General features: G+C 63.9%; 17 protein-coding genes. 10 read left to right on the top strand and 7 right to left on the bottom strand.

All coding sequences use genetic code 11. The features are described from left to right. The first annotated feature begins 94 nt into the window (after positions 1 to 94). The gene (locus tag ACX3OW_RS15550; protein WP_459096701.1) at positions 95 to 1,510 is read left to right on the top strand and encodes an FAD-binding oxidoreductase; all 1,416 of its coding nucleotides are present in this window, start codon (positions 95 to 97) and stop codon (positions 1,508 to 1,510) included. A 23-nt stretch (positions 1,511 to 1,533) separates the two neighbouring features. Next, positions 1,534 to 2,136, top strand: coding sequence for a hemerythrin domain-containing protein (locus tag ACX3OW_RS15545; protein WP_459096700.1), 603 nt, complete (start codon positions 1,534 to 1,536; stop codon positions 2,134 to 2,136). 195 nt (positions 2,137 to 2,331) lie between these two features. Here the strand turns inward: ACX3OW_RS15545 and ACX3OW_RS15540 are convergent, their stop codons facing one another. Then, on the bottom strand, positions 2,332 to 3,048 hold the full coding sequence (locus tag ACX3OW_RS15540; protein WP_459096699.1) for an SOS response-associated peptidase: 717 nt from the start codon (positions 3,046 to 3,048) through the stop codon (positions 2,332 to 2,334). Positions 3,049 to 3,115: 67 nt separating this feature from the next. On the opposite strand from ACX3OW_RS15540, the gene ACX3OW_RS15535 reads away from it, so the two are divergent. From ACX3OW_RS15535 to ACX3OW_RS15525, 3 genes are all read left to right on the top strand, one after another. Further along, positions 3,116 to 3,517, top strand: a complete 402-nt coding sequence (locus ACX3OW_RS15535; protein ID WP_459096698.1) for an NUDIX hydrolase — start codon at positions 3,116 to 3,118, stop codon at positions 3,515 to 3,517. A 32-nt stretch (positions 3,518 to 3,549) separates the two neighbouring features. Continuing rightward, the gene (locus ACX3OW_RS15530) at positions 3,550 to 3,918 is read left to right on the top strand and encodes a TIGR02301 family protein (protein ID WP_459096697.1); all 369 of its coding nucleotides are present in this window, start codon (positions 3,550 to 3,552) and stop codon (positions 3,916 to 3,918) included. 99 nt (positions 3,919 to 4,017) lie between these two features. Further along, positions 4,018 to 4,296: a hypothetical protein gene (locus ACX3OW_RS15525; protein ID WP_459096696.1), complete on the top strand. Its 279-nt coding sequence runs from the start codon at positions 4,018 to 4,020 to the stop codon at positions 4,294 to 4,296. 250 nt (positions 4,297 to 4,546) lie between these two features. On the opposite strand, the gene ACX3OW_RS15520 is transcribed toward ACX3OW_RS15525, so the two are convergent. Next, a complete protein-coding gene (locus ACX3OW_RS15520) occupies positions 4,547 to 5,875 on the bottom strand; it encodes a dihydroorotase (protein ID WP_459096695.1) in 1,329 nt (442 codons plus the stop codon). 68 nt (positions 5,876 to 5,943) lie between these two features. Here ACX3OW_RS15520 and ygfZ point away from each other — a divergent pair, with 68 nt between their 5' ends. The 3 genes from ygfZ to ACX3OW_RS15505 all read left to right on the top strand — a co-directional run bounded on the left by ygfZ (position 5,944) and on the right by ACX3OW_RS15505 (position 8,234). After that, on the top strand, positions 5,944 to 6,780 hold the full coding sequence (ygfZ, locus tag ACX3OW_RS15515) for a CAF17-like 4Fe-4S cluster assembly/insertion protein YgfZ (protein ID WP_459096694.1): 837 nt from the start codon (positions 5,944 to 5,946) through the stop codon (positions 6,778 to 6,780). A 277-nt stretch (positions 6,781 to 7,057) separates the two neighbouring features. After that, positions 7,058 to 7,660: a YfbR-like 5'-deoxynucleotidase gene (locus ACX3OW_RS15510; protein ID WP_459096693.1), complete on the top strand. Its 603-nt coding sequence runs from the start codon at positions 7,058 to 7,060 to the stop codon at positions 7,658 to 7,660. A 124-nt stretch (positions 7,661 to 7,784) separates the two neighbouring features. Beyond that, on the top strand, positions 7,785 to 8,234 hold the full coding sequence (locus ACX3OW_RS15505; RefSeq protein ID WP_459096692.1) for a hypothetical protein: 450 nt from the start codon (positions 7,785 to 7,787) through the stop codon (positions 8,232 to 8,234). On the opposite strand, the gene ACX3OW_RS15500 is transcribed toward ACX3OW_RS15505, so the two are convergent. From ACX3OW_RS15500 to ACX3OW_RS15490, 3 genes are all read right to left on the bottom strand, one after another. Beyond that, positions 8,231 to 9,268, bottom strand: a complete 1,038-nt coding sequence (locus ACX3OW_RS15500) for a cell wall hydrolase (protein ID WP_459096691.1) — start codon at positions 9,266 to 9,268, stop codon at positions 8,231 to 8,233. The genes ACX3OW_RS15505 and ACX3OW_RS15500 overlap by 4 nt on opposite strands. A 321-nt stretch (positions 9,269 to 9,589) precedes the next feature. Then, positions 9,590 to 10,147: a hypothetical protein gene (locus ACX3OW_RS15495; protein WP_459096690.1), complete on the bottom strand. Its 558-nt coding sequence runs from the start codon at positions 10,145 to 10,147 to the stop codon at positions 9,590 to 9,592. Between the two features lie 79 nt (positions 10,148 to 10,226). Next, complete coding sequence (locus ACX3OW_RS15490; RefSeq protein ID WP_459096689.1) at positions 10,227 to 12,509, bottom strand: putative PEP-binding protein; 2,283 nt, start codon at positions 12,507 to 12,509, stop codon at positions 10,227 to 10,229. Between the two features lie 99 nt (positions 12,510 to 12,608). Here ACX3OW_RS15490 and ispH point away from each other — a divergent pair, with 99 nt between their 5' ends. Together ispH and rnhA are read left to right on the top strand one after the other, a co-directional pair. Continuing rightward, positions 12,609 to 13,580 carry a 4-hydroxy-3-methylbut-2-enyl diphosphate reductase gene (gene ispH / locus ACX3OW_RS15485; protein WP_459096688.1) on the top strand — a complete coding sequence of 324 codons (972 nt, stop codon included), beginning with the start codon at positions 12,609 to 12,611 and terminating at the stop codon, positions 13,578 to 13,580. A gap of 64 nt (positions 13,581 to 13,644) precedes the next feature. After that, on the top strand, positions 13,645 to 14,115 hold the full coding sequence (gene rnhA, locus ACX3OW_RS15480) for a ribonuclease HI (protein WP_459096687.1): 471 nt from the start codon (positions 13,645 to 13,647) through the stop codon (positions 14,113 to 14,115). 130 nt (positions 14,116 to 14,245) lie between these two features. Here the strand turns inward: rnhA and ACX3OW_RS15475 are convergent, their stop codons facing one another. Both ACX3OW_RS15475 and glyS read right to left on the bottom strand, forming a co-directional pair. Next, on the bottom strand, positions 14,246 to 15,235 hold the full coding sequence (locus ACX3OW_RS15475; protein ID WP_459096686.1) for a DUF808 domain-containing protein: 990 nt from the start codon (positions 15,233 to 15,235) through the stop codon (positions 14,246 to 14,248). Between the two features lie 117 nt (positions 15,236 to 15,352). Next, positions 15,353 to 17,377 (bottom strand): glycine--tRNA ligase subunit beta, encoded by a 2,025-nt coding sequence (gene glyS, locus ACX3OW_RS15470; protein ID WP_459096685.1) that lies wholly within the window; start codon positions 17,375 to 17,377, stop codon positions 15,353 to 15,355. Between the last annotated feature and the right edge of the window lie 32 nt (positions 17,378 to 17,409).

The raw sequence follows: 17,409 nt of genomic DNA, 5'->3' as shown, positions 1-17,409 counted from the left end.
TCCCTTGCTGGAGTCGTTGCGCCGGTTGTGGCACATGGCGGCCCGTTGGGGCAAGTTCGCCGCCCGCAATAGCCCGCCAAACTCCGGTTTTTCCATGACAGTTTCCGCCGCCGAGATCGTTACCCAGCTCACCGCGCTCTTGGGGAGCAATGCCGTGATCGGCGAGCTCGGGCAGATGGGCGCCTATCTCGAGGAGCCGCGCAAGCGCTTCCACCAGAAAGCCGCCGCCATCGCCCTGCCCGCCAGTGTGGAACAGGTGCAGTCTATCGTCCGTTGGGCCGCCGAACATGGCGTCGGCCTGATCCCGCAGGGCGGTAATACCGGGCTGGTCGGCGCGCAAGTCCCGCTACGCGGCGACGAGGTCATCGTCAGCCTGTCCAAGCTCAACCGCATCCGCACCATCGATGTCGCCGCCGGCACCATGACCGCCGAAGCCGGCGTCATCCTCGAACATGCCCACGCGGCGGCCGAAGCCGAGGGGTGCATTTTCCCGCTCTGGCTGGCGTCGCAGGGCTCCGCCCGCATTGGCGGCGTACTGTCGTCCAATGCCGGCGGGGTCAATGTGCTGGCCTATGGCAATGCCCGCGAGCTGACCATGGGCGTCGAGGCGGTGCTGGCCGATGGGCGGCTGTATCAGGGCCTCAATTCGCTCAAAAAAGACAATACCGGCTACGACCTCAAGGATCTGCTGGTCGGGGCCGAGGGCACGCTGGGCGTCATCACTGCCGCCACCCTAAAAATCTTCGCCAAGCCGGAAGAGTATGAGACGGCGCTGGTCAATATCGCCGGCCCCGAAGCCGCGCTCACCCTGTTCCAGCTGCTGCGCGCCCGCATCGGCAGCCGCCTCAATGCCTTCGAGATCATCCCCGCGCTGGGCCTCGACATGCAGTTGCGCCACGGCATGCTCGACCGCGACCCCAGTGCCGGCCCCTCCCCCTGGTATGCGCTGATCGAAGTCTCGCGCATGGAAGGCGGCCAGCCCGGCACGCTGCAAGCCGCCATCGAAGCCGCTTTTGAGCAAGGCCTGCTCGACAACGCCGTATTCGCCTCATCCCTCGCCGAGCGCAACCGCATGTGGGCGTTTCGCGAGCAGATGAGCGAGGTCCAGTCCAAGGAAGGCGCCTCGATCAAGCATGACGTCTCGGTGCCTATCGCCGCCGTACCGCAACTGATCGCCGAAGGTAGCGCGGCCGCCATGCGCCTGGTGCCCGGCATCCGCCCGGTGCCGTTCGGCCATATGGGCGACGGCAATATCCACTTCAATTTCAGCCAGCCCATCGGCGCCGACGCCAAGGCCTTCATGGCCGCCTCCGACGAAAAACTGCACGAGGCGATCTACGAAATCGTGCTCAAACTCGGCGGCTCCGTCTCAGCCGAACACGGCATCGGCCAGCTCAAGGTCGAGCTGCTCAAGCAGGTGAAAGACCCGGTGGCGCTGGACATGATGCGCGCCATCAAGACCGCACTGGACCCCAAGGGCATCCTCAATCCGGGCAAGATGCTGGGCTAGTTGGCCGTCCCACAGTCACAACCATGTGCCGTCTTGCACCCGGCGCCTGCCACCGCCATCTATGCCGCATGCTGCTCAACATTGCTTTTCTCGACGACGCGACGCGTCCCCCGGTGCAAAAACTTGAAGGTCTGACCGACGCCCAGCGTGGCCCCGGCCTGCACCTCAAGCAGATTCACGACCATCTGCGCCACAATATGAAAACCCTTGGCGCGCTCATCGAACGCGCCAATGCCGGCACGGTCACACCCGCCGAAGTCGCCGCCGAAACCGGCGATCTGGCGATGATCGCCAATTACCGACGCTTCGGAAACCTCTGCGGCCAGTATTGCCAGGTGGTCAACACCCACCATTCCATCGAGGATCACCACCTCTTCCCGGTGCTGGCACAAAAGGGCGACGCCTTCCGCAAGATCGCCGAACGCCTGCAGGCCGAACACGTCGTGGTGCATGAATTGCTGGTCCGGCTGGTCGACGCGCTGAATGCTTTGGCGCGCGAACCTGGCCCCGACAATTTCATCGCCGCCCGCACCGTCTATGAGGCGCTGGAACGCGTGCTGCTGTCCCATCTCGGCTACGAAGAAGACGCCATCGGCGACGCGCTGGGCTATTTCGAGATCATGTAGGGCAACTACCGCCCCTCTCCCAACCACCGGCCTCACCCTCCCCCTTGCGGGGAGGGACAGCGAGATAGGACTTAGCGTTTGCTAAGTCCGTCATCGAGCCGGGAGGGGGTATGGGAGCCCCGACAATCGTGGCTAAACACCCCCACCCTTGATCCCTCCCCGCAAGGGGAGGGTGTCGACTGAGAGTTCAGTCCCTCAAAACAAGCTCAGCTGCCGCGTCGCCTTCTTCGGCGCCGGCTTCTCCAGCGTCACCGGCTCGATCAGCCCGGGATCATCGTCCCGGGCCGAATTCACCCGCGTCGACACCGGATGAAATTTCAGCGCCCCGTCGCCCAGCGGCAGCGCCAGTTGCTGGGCGTCGGCGGCGCGGATTTCGCGTACATTGAGCCAGTCATCAATCGCCGCACCGTCCAAAATCACCGGCATGCGATGATGAATTTCCGACAGCTGCTGATTGGCCGGCACGGTGATCGTTGCCACGCTGTCGATTTCCTCGCCATTCGGCCCCATCCAGCTGGCGTAAAGCCCGGCCAGCGCCATCGGCCGGTCGTCCGCCATGGTGATGTAATAGGGCTGCTTGGATTTATCCGGATTGGTGTGCCACTCGTAATAGCCGCTGGCCGGGACGATGCAGCGGCCATGCTTGAGCGCATCGCGAAACGCCGGCTTGTTGGCCATTGATTCGGCGCGGGCATTGACCAGCAGCGAAAATTCGCGCGGGTCCTTCACCCAGCCGGGCACCAGCCCCCAGCGGGCAAAATGGCCTTCGCGCCGGCCATGAGCTTCCCAGATCGCGGTAATCGGCTGGGTCGGCGCGATATTGTAGCGCGGCACCACCGGCACCGAGCCGAGCAGCTTGAACAATTCCGCCATCATTTCGGGGGGAAGCGTTGAAGCATAGCGTCCGCACATGGTCCTGCCTCCTGAATCAGTGCAGTAGAGGTAGTCTCTGCGGGATCGAATCGCAAATGAGCCCCAAGTGACTGATGAAACTCCAAATGCGGCCAGCGTGGCCATCGTTCGGGACGGCAAGGTCCTGCTGATCAAGCGCGCCTATGCGCCGTACCAGAATCTGTGGACCCTGCCCGGCGGCCGCCTCGAGCCCGGTGAAACCATCGAGCAATGCGCCATCCGCGAAATCTCCGAGGAGGTGGGGCTGGTCATTCGCAACCCCCGCCCGGTGATGGTGCAGGCCCTGGGCCGTGACAGCACTTTTCGCCTCGCGGTGTTTGCCACCGGCGATTTCACCGGCCAGGTCCGCGCCTCCGACGAAGTCGCCGACCATATGTGGATGGACCCGGTCGCGCTGATTGCCCTGCGCACCACCACGCGGCTCGATGACGTCTTGGCGAAGGCCTTCGCAGTTCTGGCGCAAAACTGATAAGAACAGGCACCACGCTGCGGACCGCCATCTTGACCCTGTTTCGTCCTGCCCTCCTTGCCCTGCTGTTCGCCCTGACCGCAGGGCCAAGCCTGGCCATCGATCCGCCCTATCAGCGGCAGATGGAGCGGCTGGCCGAAATCATGGGAAGCCTCTATTTCCTGCAGCCGCTTTGCGCCGCCGGCACCGAGGATTGGCGCGCCCAGATGGCCGAGCTGATCACGCTCGATGAGCCCGATGAAGATCGCCGCCAGCGCCTCGCCGGGGCCTTCAATGTCGGCTACACCGCCTATTCGCGCTCGCATCGCGCCTGCACGCCCGCCGCGCGCGAAGCCCTGACGCGCCTGCTGAACGAGGCCGAGCGCACCGCCCGCGACATCCATACGCGCTTCGCCGAATAGGCCCGCCTGGGGGCCACTCGCTACAATCCCCTACGTGCCGTTAACCTTCGGGTTACTTCCTGCGCGCCTGTCAAATAACAGCGTGCTAATTCCAGATTCATGACTTCCAGCAAAACCATGTTTGAGCCCGCCTCCGGGCGTGGCGTCTTCGACCGTGATCAGGGCGAGCGGCAGCTGGCGCTCGAATATCTGGCCGAGGCGTGGAATCATGCCGAAGATGATGGCGTGCAGAGCGCCGCCTTGGCCCATGCCTCGCTGTTTGCCGCGCTGGCCACCTTCGTCAAAATGCATGGCGACGAAGCCACCGCCGACCTCATCGCCCTCCTCCCCGACCGCATCCGCTCGGGCGAATACAATCTAGACCGCATCTTGCAGTAACCCCCTTCTTCCCCTCGCCCCTTGTGGGAGAGGGACAGACCTGACGCGTTCAGCGGAAGGTCAGGGTGAGGGGTGCTGCGCCCGCCTATGCTTTAATGCTCGTGGCCCCACCCCACCCTCATTCCCTCCCCATCGAAGGGGAGGGAGGCGCAGGTTGCGATGGTAGTGTTCATCGTCTCCCTCCCCCTTGTGGGGAGGGATCAAGGGTGGGGGTGTCACACCCACCGGCCTCAGGGGAGAGGGAAGCGCCTTACGCTTCCGCCAGCGCCTCGAGAAACCGCATCGGCTGCCCCACCGACGGCGTCACCAGCTCCCCCTGCCACATCACCCGATGGCCGCGCACCACCGTACCCACCGGCCAACCGGTCACCGTCACCCCATCATAGGGCGTCCAGCCGGCGCGCGACTTCACCCACTCATTGGTAATCGTCTCGCGGCGCTTCATGTCCACGATGGTCAGATCGGCGTCATAACCCACCGCGATGCGCCCCTTATTGGCGATACCGAACAGCCGGTTCGGCCCGGCGCTGGTCATATCCACGAAACGAGCCAGGCTCAGTTTCCCCGCATTCACATGGTCCAGCATGGTCGGCACCAGCGTCTGCACCCCGGTCATGCCGGAATGGCTGTCGGGATAGGGATGGTCCTTTTCCTCGCGCGTATGCGGCGCGTGGTCCGAGCCCAGAATGTCGGCCACGCCATTGGCCACCCCGCCCCAGATCGCCGCGCGATGCTTGGCATCGCGCACCGGCGGGTTCATCTGCGCATAGGTGCCCAGTTTCGTATAAGCCGTCTCGTCCAGCGTCAGATGATGCGGCGTCACTTCGACACTCGCCACATCCTTGTGGTCGGCCAGATAGGCGATTTCCTCGCCGGTTGAGATATGCAGCACATGGATGCGCTTGCCGGTCTTGTGGGCCAGCCCGACCAGGCGCTTGGTGCAATTGAGCGCCACCTCGGGCGAGCGCCACACCGGATGGCTCGACGGATCGCCCGGCACCCGCAAATGCTTGCGCTCCTCGAGCATGAATTCATCTTCCGAGTGGAAGGCGGCGCGGCGTGAGATCGCCCGCAAAATGGCTTCCACGCCATCATCATCCGCCACCAGCAGCGAGCCGGTGGACGAGCCCATGAACACCTTGATGCCGGCGCAGCCCGGCAGCTTTTCCAGTTCGGCCAGCTCGCCGACATTCTCATGCGTGCCGCCGATATAGAAGGCGAAGTCGCAATGCATGCGGTTGGTGCCGGCGGCGATCTTGGCCTCGAAGGTCTCGCGCGTCGTGGTCAGCGGATTGGTGTTGGGCATTTCAAACACCCCGGTCACGCCGCCCATCACTGCCGACAGCGAGCCCGATTCCAGGTCTTCCTTATGGGTCAGCCCCGGCTCGCGGAAATGCACCTGCGTATCGATGACGCCGGGCAGGATATGCAGCCCGGTGCAGTCCACTATTTCAGTCGCCGAGTCGCCAACATTGCCCAGCGCCACGATCCTTCCGTCACGCACCGCGATATCGGCCAAGCCCTCGCCGTCCTGGTTGACCAGGGTCGCGTTCTTGAAAATAGTGTCGTACTGCGCCATGTCTGGTCCCCGCCTGTCTATCTCTCAGGCCGGTTTAGCGGACGCTCCGTCCGGGAAGCAAGTAGATCATGACCATCCATCTCCGCGCCGATCGTGCCGTGTTCCGTTTCTCCGGGCCCGATGCGCACAAGCTGCTTAATGATGTGGTGACCGGGCATATCCCCACCGCCGACGAAATCGGCACCGCTGCCGCCTGGGCACTGCTCTCGCCACAGGGCAAGATCCTGGCCGAGGGGCTGGCCGGCCAGGCCGAGGACGCCATCTGGGTCGATGTCCACCAATCGGTCGCCGATGATTTCTTCAAGCGGATGAAAATGTACCGCCTGCGCGCGCAGGCCGTGATCGACGATCTGCGCGACAGCCACCGCGTCGGCTTCGCCACCACGGCCGAACCCGCTCTGGTCAGCCACGCCGACAGGCTTGGCCCAGTCCAGCTCGGCTGGCGCGTCATCGCCCCGGTGGCGGCCAGCGCAAGCTGGATGCAGGACGATCACGCCTATCAGGCTGCCCGCATCGCCGCCGGCATCCCGGTTCAGGGCAATGACTTCCCCGCCAATGACGCCTTCGCCCATGATCTGGGCCTCGACATCACCGAGGGCATCGACTTCGTCAAAGGCTGCTATGTCGGCCAGGAAGTGGTCAGCCGGATGAAGCATCGCGGCACCGCCCGCCGCCGTCCGGTCATCGTCTCGGGCATCACCGCCCCCGCCGGCAGTGCCGTTACCGCCGGCAGCCGCGACGCCGGCACGATCGGGCAAGTGGTCGATGGCAGCGCCGTCGCCATCCTCCGCCTCGACCGCCTCACCGATCTGGATGCCGTCACCGTCGACGGCAAACCGGTCACCGTCACCCTGCCCGCCTGGGCCAGCTACGCCTTCGGCGAGACCACCCCGGCTGAGGACTGATCACCTAGTCAGCTTTGGCGTATCGGTTCCTGCGCCTCCCTCCCCCCTGAGGGGAGGGATTGAGGGTGGGGGTCGTCCAGTTAGCCACGATGCCACCCCCTCCCCGGCCCTCCCCTCAAGGGGGAGGGAGGAAAAGAGCCGATAGTCTCAGACAGACATGACGTCGCTTTAGGGGCGAAAGTGTCAGTGAACACGCCCCCTTCCGCCGATTACGTTTTAGCGAATCGTGTGCTTTGGCTACTCTCGGCGCTGACTGTCCGTTAGCATTTGGGATCCCATGACACGCAATTCCACGCGCGCCTGGCAACGCATGTTGTCTGGCCGCCGGCTCGATATTCTCGATCCTTCACCGATGGATGTCGAACTCTCCGACATCGCCCATGGCCTCGCCCGCGTTGCCCGCTGGAATGGCCAGACGCATGGGGATTACCCGTTTTCGGTGGCCCAGCATTCGGTGCTGGTGCTCGAGCTGTTCCGCGCCCACAATCCCGATTGCGAGCCGGCGGCGCAGGCCCAGGCGCTGCTGCATGACGCCCCCGAATATGTGATGGGCGACATCATCTCCCCGTTCAAGGCGGCGATGGGCGGCAATTACAAGGACGTGGAAAATCGTCTGCTCTCGGCGATCTATCTGCGCTTTTCGCTGCCTGCCAGCATGCCCGCGACCCTGGCCAAGCAGGTCAAGAAAGCCGACCGCGAAGCCGCGTTTTTCGAGGCCATCCATCTGGCCGGTTTCGCCGAAGCCGAGGCCCGCAAATTCTTCGGCGCCCCCAGCCTGCCGGCTTTCGATGTCGACGCCTTCGACCGGCTGATCCGCCCCTGGCCGACCCGCGAAGCCCATGACCGCTTCATCGCCGCCTTCGAGGCCATTGCCGCCTGACCGTCGCCGTCGGCGCTGGGGACATTAACCTTAACAAGCAATTAACTTTGCCCGGTTCAGGCCATTATGGTTTCTGAGTGGTTAAGACAATGCCGCCATACGCTTCATTTCGGGACGGACCGCCATGAATCTGCCAGATCGCCATCTATTGCTCGGCATGACCTTGGGGGCCGTCTGCGCCACCGCCCTGGCCGCCATCGGTCCCGGCGTGGTGCTGCAGGCCTTCGGCGATGAATCAGCCATCCATGGCGTCGACCCCTCGCGCCTGGTGCGCTTCGAGGAGCGCGACTATCTCGTTGATTATGAGGACTGGGTGGCCACCGACCCGCTGGCCACCGCGCGCGTCAAAAAGGTCGAAGCCGGCAAGGTCAGCTATGTGACCATCACCACCACCGATACCGGCACCTATTCCTCCGACGCCATGTTCTCCCGCCACGTCCAGTATCCGGGCATCAGCGTGCAAAGCGCCGAGCCGGACCGGAATTTCTTCCGCTACTGGAGCCACGGCGCCTGGTCAGGCTTCAGCACCGGCGTCGCCGGGTCCTTCACCTATTACCAATCCAGCCGGAACTAGCCGAACAGCCAGCCGCTCTTGAACTTGTAGAACACGTGCAGCCCGATCTGGGTGACCTTGGTCATGCGCGGGGCCCAGGCTGGGCGCACGTAAGTGGCATGGTAATGCGTCGCGTCGGCCACTTCGGTCAGATAGAGCGAACCGGCGGTGAAGCGCTGCGCAATATCTTCGGCCTGCGCCCAGGACTCGCGGTCATTGATGGTTTCGGGGATGCCGTCGCAGGCAAAGGAGAACTGGCAGGCATTGCGCTGGGCCTGGTTCTGAAACACCACGCCGCAGATGGTGCTGGGATAGCGATGATCCTTGACGCGGTTGAGCACGACCTGCGCCACCGCCACCTGACCGCGATAGCTCTCGCCGCGCGCTTCAAAATAGATCGCCGTCGCCAGGCACCAGAGTTCCTTGTCGGACACCTGCATGGCGCTGCCGGTCGAAAAGCCCCCGGTGACCGGGTTATTGGCCCTGGCATAAGCCAGCTGTTCGGAAGCCATGGCCGGCAGCGGCAGCGCCGCTGCGGTGGGGGCAATCCCGGCAATGGCGTCAAGCGCCGCAGCCGTCGAGGGGTTGATGGACGCCACCGACATGCGCGGCCCGATTTCCACATCGCCCGTCGCCGGAATGGCCGCCAGTCGCGACTGGCCCAGATCGGTCGGATCGAGCGGGGCGCCACGCAAGGCGGCGAGCCTGGTGCGGACTTCCTGAAAGCTGCGTGAAATGGCCAGCACGTCAGCCTTGGGGCGCAGCCGGTCGGTCTTGGCGGCGCGGTTGGGGCCGGTAAAGCTGGCGGTCTGGAACAGATGATCGACCGAGCCGGTGATCACCGGATCAGCGCCGGAATAGGAAATCGAGGCAGCTACGAGATCGACGTCGGACGGCAAAGCATCGCCAAGCTCGGCCGCAGGGCCAAACGCGCCATTGGTGAGCCCGGCATAACCGAGACCACAAAAAATCCCGACAGCCAGCAACCTGGTGAAGGGATGGCGGCGAACCGCTCGGGCCGGGCGCGAACGCACCGACCGGTGGGAAGAAGCCATTAAACGCTACTCAACGCTACGCAACAAAACTACTGATCGGCGAAAGTGACGCTAGAATGCCGACAAAGGTGATGATGTCTGATTAGGGTTAGCAGCCGGTAAACAGGCATTGCGGCACGGCCATGGGTTAACCATGGCCAGCTTCGGGCAGGATTGTGATTGGCGGATTTGTCGCAGGGATGTCTAGCGGAACACGCGATGTCATTCCACACTCGATGTCATCCCGGCCTTGAGCCGGGACCCATCCTGAGATCTCGAGATGGGCCCCGGGTCGAGCCCGGGGTGACACCGTGGTTGGGACTGGGTTAGCGAACGACCCGGCTAACTACACGCCGCAACCACGGGCGCGACTTCCTCGACGAAGCTATCGACCCGGAACCGCACGCTCAGCGAGCGTGAATTGACCGGGGTCACCCGCACCGTGAGATTGGTGGCGCCGTTGAGGCCATCGAGGAAAGTGGCCGCGTCCGCCGTGGTGTTGAGCAGGATGGCGGTGTTCTCGGGATTGACCGGCAGCGTGCGGCTGCGCCCGGCCTGCAGATCATATTGCAGGGTAATGCCCGCATCGCGCCCCAGCGCCGACATGGTGTTGCCGGCAAAGCTGAACGCCACCCGCAGCACGCCATCATCGCCGCAGGAGACGGTCATGGTGGCCGGGGCTCGCCCGCTGGGCCGCGCCGGAATCAGTTGCTCGGATTGCAGCGAGACGCTGAGCGCATTGGCCCCGCCATCGCCGCTCAGGAAGATCGCATCATAGCAGGCCAGCCGCTCGCCATCGGTGGCGATAGCGGTGCATTGGGCGACGCCCGATTGGGCCAGCACGGCGGTTGAGGGCATGGCAAACAGTGGCAGCAGCGCTAGAACCGGCAATAATTTCACGTCGGTATCGTCCCCATCCCATTGCGCCGGCATATAATTCCGGCCTGTCCCCTGCATATAGGGATCGTCACGTCGTTGTTTAAGCCGAAGCCTGCGCCAGCGCCAGCCGCGCCACCGGCACACGATAGGGTGCGCAACTCACATAGTCGACGCCCAAGCCGGCAAAGAATTTCAGCGAGGCCGGATCGCCGGCATGTTCGCCGCAAATCCCGATCTTGAGATTGGGGTTGGCCGCCCGGCCCCGCTGGATGGCGATGGCGATCATTTCCCCGACCCCCTTCTCGTCGATCGAGACGAAGGGGTCGCGTTCATAAACGCCCTTGCGCTGATATTCGGCGAGGAAGGTCGGCGCATCGTCGCGCGAAATGCCGAAAGTGGTCTGGGTCAGATCATTGGTGCCGAAGGAGAAGAAATCGACCAATTGGGCGATATCGCCGGCCCGCAGGCAGGCGCGCGGCAGCTCGATCATGGTGCCGAAGGAAAATTTGGCCCGCTCGCTGCGCAACAGCCCCGAATTGGTGGCGATCTGCATCACCCGCTCGCGCACAAACGCGACTTCGGTGGCGGTCGACACGAACGGCACCATCACTTCGACGGCCACCGGCGCGTTCTGCGTCTCGCTGGCGGCGCGCACGCCGGCCATCAGCGCCTGCATCTGCATCGAGAGGATTTCGGGATAGGTGATGGCCAGCCGCACCCCGCGATGGCCCAGCATCGGATTGCTTTCGGCCAGCCGCTCCAGCCGCAGCCGCAGCGTCCGCACCGCCAGCCCCAGCGAAGCGGCGGTTTCTTGGATATCTTCCTCGGTGCGTGGCAAAAACTCATGCAACGGCGGATCAAACAGCCGCACCGTCACCGGCAGCCCCTGCATCGCCGAAAACAGCGCCGAATAATCCCCGGTCTGATAATCCACCAGCCCGGCGATGGCCCGGCTGCGGTCCGCCTCGTCCTCGCTCAGGATCATGCGGCGCAGCGCCACCATGCGTTCGGTGGAAAAGAACATATGCTCGCTACGCGCCAGCCCGATGCCCTCGGCGCCAAAGCTCAGCGCCGTCATCGCCGATTCGACGGTTTCGGCATTGGTGCGCACCGAGATGGTGCGGCTGGCGTCCGACCAGCCCAAGAGCTTCCCGATAGCGCCGCCAATATGGGGCTGGGCCAGCGGCAGCATGCCGACATAGACCGCGCCGTCGCTGCCATCGATGGTGATCCGGTCGCCGCTGCGGAATTCGCGGTCGCCGATGCGGCAGGTCATTTCCGCCGTATCGACCGTCAGGGTGCGCACCCCGGCGACGCAGGGCTTGCCGGTGATACGGGCGATCACCCCGGCATGGCTGGTCATGCCGCCGCGCGCCGTCAGAATGCCGGTTGCGGCCTTCATGCCCTCGATGTCAGTCGGGCCGGTTTCGGTGACCACCAGAATGCAATGCTTGCCTCGTGCCCGCAGCCGCGCCGCGTCCTCGGGGGTAAAGACGATGGCCCCGCTGGCCGCGCCGGGCGATACGCCCAGCCCCATGGCGATGGGCGCCACGCCTTCGGCTGAACGGAGCCTGGGGTGCAGCAATTGCGCCATGCGGGTGGGGTCGATGCGGCTGACGGCATTCTGCGCCGACCACACCTTGCGGTTGACCCGATCCACCGCCGCTTCAAGGTCGGCCGCCGCCGAGACCTGCGACGGACGAGCGGAGATAAACACCACCTGGCCGCGCTGGATGGCGACACTGCAGCACATATGCCTTCCAGCCTTGGCATCCATCAGCGCCACTAGCGCCTGCACCGACTCGGGCAGTCGGGGCAGCGGCGAGCCATCCACCGGGGCTGGCCCCATGGCGCCCGTCGTCGCGTTGCGGGTGAGAAACTGCTCGATCGCGCCAGCGGCCAGCGCCTGCACCAGCACGATCTGCTTGCCGCGATCTTCGTCCTGCCGCCCGGTCCAGCCGGGACCGAAGCCATAGGAGTCGAAGGCATTCTTGATCGCCTTGGCCAGCGGCTTGGTCGGATCGACCGAATCTTCGGGATTGGCGGGCGCAGCAATGCCCAGCTTGGCCGACATCAGCCCGCCATTATGCTGGGCGGCGGAAGTCCGCACCACCAGCGCCGGCGGCGTGCCATCCTTGCCGACGAGGCGGAACAGGCAACCGACCCAATGGGTGCGCAGCCTTGCATCCTTGCGCAGGCGTTCGGCCTGCAAAGCCTCCCAGGCCGCCCTTGTGATGGCGATGGTCGGCACGGTGGGAAAGCCGGCTTCACCGACGCGGAAAATCCAGCGTGCCTTGCCGGCCAGCAGCTTAAGCTGGCTGGCGGACAGGTTCGCCTCCCCCAGAGCCGGGGCAATCGCGAACATTTCCTGCGCCAAACTCACCGTTAAGTCCTTGCCATATTTGAAGGGCCATATTGCCTATGACCTCGTGCGACCGCAACAAGGCTTGACTTGCTGCACCAGCGAAAGCATCTGACTGATATGGAAAAGCGGCCACAACTAGACATTCTGCTCTGCGCTCCGCGCGGATTTTGCGCCGGCGTCGACCGGGCGATCCAGATCGTTGAGCTTGCGCTCGAAAAATATGGCGCGCCGGTCTATGTGCGCCACGCCATCGTTCATAACAAATATGTGGTCGATGGCCTCCGCGACAAAGGTGCTATCTTTGTCGAGGAACTGAGCGAGATCCCCGAAACCGGGGCGCCGGTGGTGTTCTCGGCCCATGGCGTGCCCAAATCGGTGCCGGCCGAGGCCAAGACCCGCAACATGTTCTTTCTCGACGCCACCTGCCCGCTGGTGAGCAAGGTTCACGTCGAGGCCCAGCGTCATTTTGCCGAAGGTCACGAGATCGTGCTGATCGGCCATAAGGGTCACCCCGAAGTGGTCGGCACCATGGGCCAGTTGCCCTCTGGCTCGATCACCCTGATCGAAACCGTGGCCGATGTCGCCAGTTTCACCCCGCGCGACGCACAGAACCTCGCCTTCGTCACCCAGACCACTTTGTCGGTCGATGACACCCGCGAGATCGTCACCGCCCTGCAGCAGCGCTTCCCGGCGATCACCGCGCCGCACAAGGAAGACATCTGCTACGCCACCACCAACCGGCAGGAAGCGGTCAAGGCCGTCGCCCCCGAAGTCGACGCCATGATCGTGGTGGGCTCGTCCAATTCCTCCAATTCCCTGCGCCTGGTGGAAGTCGCCGAGCGCGCCGGCTGCAAAATCGCCATGCTGGTTGACCGGGCGTCCGAGATCGACTGGAGCCGGCTTGAGGGCATCAAGAGCCTCGGCGTGTCGGCCGGCGCTTCCGCCCCGGAAAAGCTGGTGGATGAGGTGATCGAGGCCTTTGCCCAGCGCTACGACATCAAGGTCGAAGCCCGGGTGACGGCCAAGGAAAACATCGCCTTCAACATCCCGCGCGAACTCCGCACCATCGAAGCCGCCGTTCCCCGCTAGGCACTTATCCCCGCATTTGCCCAAGCCCCTAGTGTTGGCCAGCAGCACGATTCCGGAAATTTCCATGACCGATACAGTCATCATCCACACCGACGGCGCCTGTTCGGGCAATCCCGGCCCCGGCGGCTGGGGCGCCATCCTGCAATATGGCGACAAGACCAAGGAACTCTGTGGCGGCGAACAGCTGACCACCAATAACAAGATGGAGCTGACCGCCGCCATCGAAGCGCTCAACGCCCTCAAGCGCCCCTGCACCGTCGAACTCCACACTGATAGCCAATATGTCAAAAACGGCGTCCAGAGCTGGATGCATGGCTGGAAAAAGAACGGCTGGCGCACTGCCGACAAGAAGCCGGTGAAAAACCTCGAACTCTGGCAAGCCCTGGACGAAGCCACCAAGCGCCACACCATCACCTGGAAATGGGTCAAGGGCCACGCCGGCCACGAACTCAACGAACGCGCCGACCAACTCGCCAACGAGGGCATGGCCCCCTACAAGACGAAGCGCCGCGATCCCCTGATGCCGCCGGTGTAGCCTTCATCTCTCCCAAAACTCGATGTCACCCCGGCCTTGAGCCGGGACCCATCCTGAGATCGTCCCACCGGCGCGATCGGGGGATGGGTCCCGGCTCAAGGCCGGGGTGACACTGTGGGTGGGGTGCGCTCTAGGAAAGCCCCCGCTTCGGCAACAACCCCTTCATCCCATGCCAAGCCGGCACGATCACATGCTCCACCAGCGGGATCAGCAGCGCGCCGACCACAATGCCGACAACGAGATCCTGCGCCGCCTGAGCGGTCCAGTGGGTGATGCCCGCCATCCCGGCCGGCACCAGCCCCACCACCCATTCCGCATTATGCTCGATAAAATGCTCGACATGGTCGAGGCCAAAACTGGCCAGCCCATGGATCACAATCGACCCACCCACCCAGATCATCGCCGCCGTACCGACCACCGCCAGCGTGCTCATGAAACGCGGCATGGCCCGCACCAAAAACCGCCCAAACGCCCGCCCAGTATGGGTCCGGCCCTTGCGCGCCAGCGCCAGTCCGACATCATCGGCTTTGACGATCAGCGCCACCCCGCCATAGACCACCACCGTGATGCCGATGCCCACCAGCGCCAGCACCATCGCCGTGACCCAGATATTGTCGGTCGCCACCGCGCCCAGCGCGATGGTCATGATTTCAGCCGAGAGAATGAAGTCGGTCTTGATCGCCCCGCTCACCCGTGTCTCTTCCAGCGACGTCGCCGTCTGGACCACCGGCTCCACTTCGGCCTCGACGCCATGCGCGGCATGCGGAAACCAGGCCGCAAACACCTTCTCAGCGCCCTCGAAACATAGATAGGCCCCGCCAAACATCAGCAGCGGCGCAATCAGCCACGGCAGAAAACTGCTCAGCAGCAGCGCCACCGGCAGCAGATAGATCAGCTTGTTCTTGATCGACCCCAAAGCGATCTTGCCGACGATGGGCAATTCGCGGTCGGCGGCAAAACCATCGACATAATTCGGGGTGACGGCCGCGTCATCGATCACCGCTCCCGCCGCCTTGGTGCCGGCCTTGAGCGCCTGCCCGGCAATGTCGTCCAGCGAGGCCGCTGCGACCTTGGCGATGGCCGCGACGTCATCCAGTAGAGCGAGTAATCCGACCGACATGCAGTCCCCCATCACGCCTATGCGGCGTGATGGATAGTGCATGAAAGCCGAAAAAGTTTCAGCCCGTCAGAAAATCACCAGAAAACCGCAAGAAATCTGCCAGCATGCTGGCAGAAATCAGCCAGCAATCTTGGAGAAATCTGCCACCAGATGCATGGTGTCGCGCAGCCGCGCCAGCAGGTTCAGGCGATTTTCCCGCACCGCCGGATCGGCGTCATTCACCAAAACGGCGGTGAAAAACGCATCCACCGGGCCGCGCAAAGTCGCCAGTTCAGCCATGGCGCCCTTGTAGTCATCGGTGCCGACATGGCGGGCCACGGCGGCATGAACCGCATCCACCGCCAGCGCTAGCGCTTCCTCTTCGGGCAGCCGCAAAGCCGCCTGATCGACGGCGCCAGCATAGGCTTTGCCGTCCTTTTTCTCTTCTGCTGCCAAGATGTTAGCGCCGCGCTTATAGCCGGCGAGCAGGTTCTGCCCATCCGCCGACGACAGTAGCGCCGACAGCGCTTCGGAGCGCTGCACGATCTGCAGAATGTCGTTGCTGTCGGCCGAAATCACCGCATCAACCAGATCATGCCGCGCCCCGGCATCGCGTAAAGTCACCTTGAGCCGGTCATGGAAAAACGCCAGCAAATCCGCCTCAACCTTGAGCGGGAAGCGCAGCGAATTTTCCGTGATAATCCGGATCACCCCCAGCGCCGCCCGACGCAAAGCGAAGGGGTCGCGCGACCCGGTCGGCTTCTCATCGATGGCCCAGAAGCCGGTCAAAAGATCGAGTTTATCGGCCAGCGCCACCGCCATTGACGTCGGCTCGGTGGGCACAATATCGGTTGGCCCCAATGGTTTATAGTGCATCTCCACCGCAGTCGCGATGTCCGCCGGCTCGCCCTGGGCGGCGGCGTAATAGCGGCCCATCAACCCCTGCAATTCAGGGAATTCACCGACCATGCCGGTGGTCAGATCAGCCTTGGCCAGCATCGCCGCACGCTTGGCGCGCTCGGGATCGGCCCCCACCTGCGGCGCGATTTCAGCCGCCAGTTTGACCAGCCGCTCGACCCGGGCAAACTGGCTGCCCAGCTTGGCGTGGAACACGGTTTCTTCGAGCTTTGGCAGGCCATGCTCAAGGGGCAACGCCAGATCGCCATGATAGAAAAACGCCGCATCGCTGAGTCGGGCGCGGATGACGCGCTCATTGCCGGCGGTGATCACCACGCCACCATCGCTGGCTATGGTATTGGCAGTAATGATGAAATTGGGCGCCAGCTTGCCGGCGCCATCGCGCAGGCAGAAGCATTTCTGGTTGGCGCGGATGGTGGCGATGATCACTTCCTCGGGCAATTCGAGGAAGGCAGGATCGAACGCACCCATCATCACCACCGGCCACTCGACCAGCCCGGCAACCTCTTCGAGCAGGCCTTCGTCCGCGATGACGGTCAGGCCCTGGGCAAAGGCCAGCTGCTCGGCATCGCTCTTGATGATGTCCTTGCGGCGGTCGAGATCGAGCACCACCTTGGCGCGCTCCAGCGCCGTCACATAGTCATCGAAGCGGCGCACGCGGATGGCGTCGGGCGCCAGGAACCGGTGACCATAGGTGGTCTGCCCGGCGGAAATTTCGTTGGAGGCGAAGGGGATAACCACCGGCTCTTCATTTTCCGCGCCGAAGGTCGCGGTGATGGCGCGCAGCGGGCGCACCCAGCTAAAGCTGCCGCTGCCCCAGCGCATCGACTTCGGCCAGGGGAAATCGGCCAGAATTTTCGGCAGGATGGTCGCCAGCAAATCCACCGCATCGGCGCCCGGCTTGTTGATCTGGGCGATATAGAAATCGCCCTTTTTCGGGTCGCTTTCGATCTTGGCCTGATCAATGGAGGTCAGCCCGGCCGAGCGCAGGAAGCCGTCAATAGCCGGCTGCGGGGCGCCGACCTTGGGGCCCTTCTTTTCTTCGCGCGTATCGGGCGAGCGAGCCGGCAGGCCGGTGACGGTCAGCGCCAGCCGGCGCGGCGTCACGAATGCCTTGGCACCCTCGTAAACCAGACCCGCATCGACCAGCGCATTGGTCACGGCCTTCTTGAGGTCGTCCGCCGCGCGTCGCTGGACGCGGGCCGGGATTTCCTCGGAAAAGAGTTCGAGCAGCAGTTCTGGCATAGCGGATACCGAAGTTGGAGGCGTGGTCTGAT

It is taken from the genome of Devosia sp. A449, from assembly GCF_054489375.1.
This window is presented reverse-complemented; position numbering and strand designations above follow the sequence as displayed.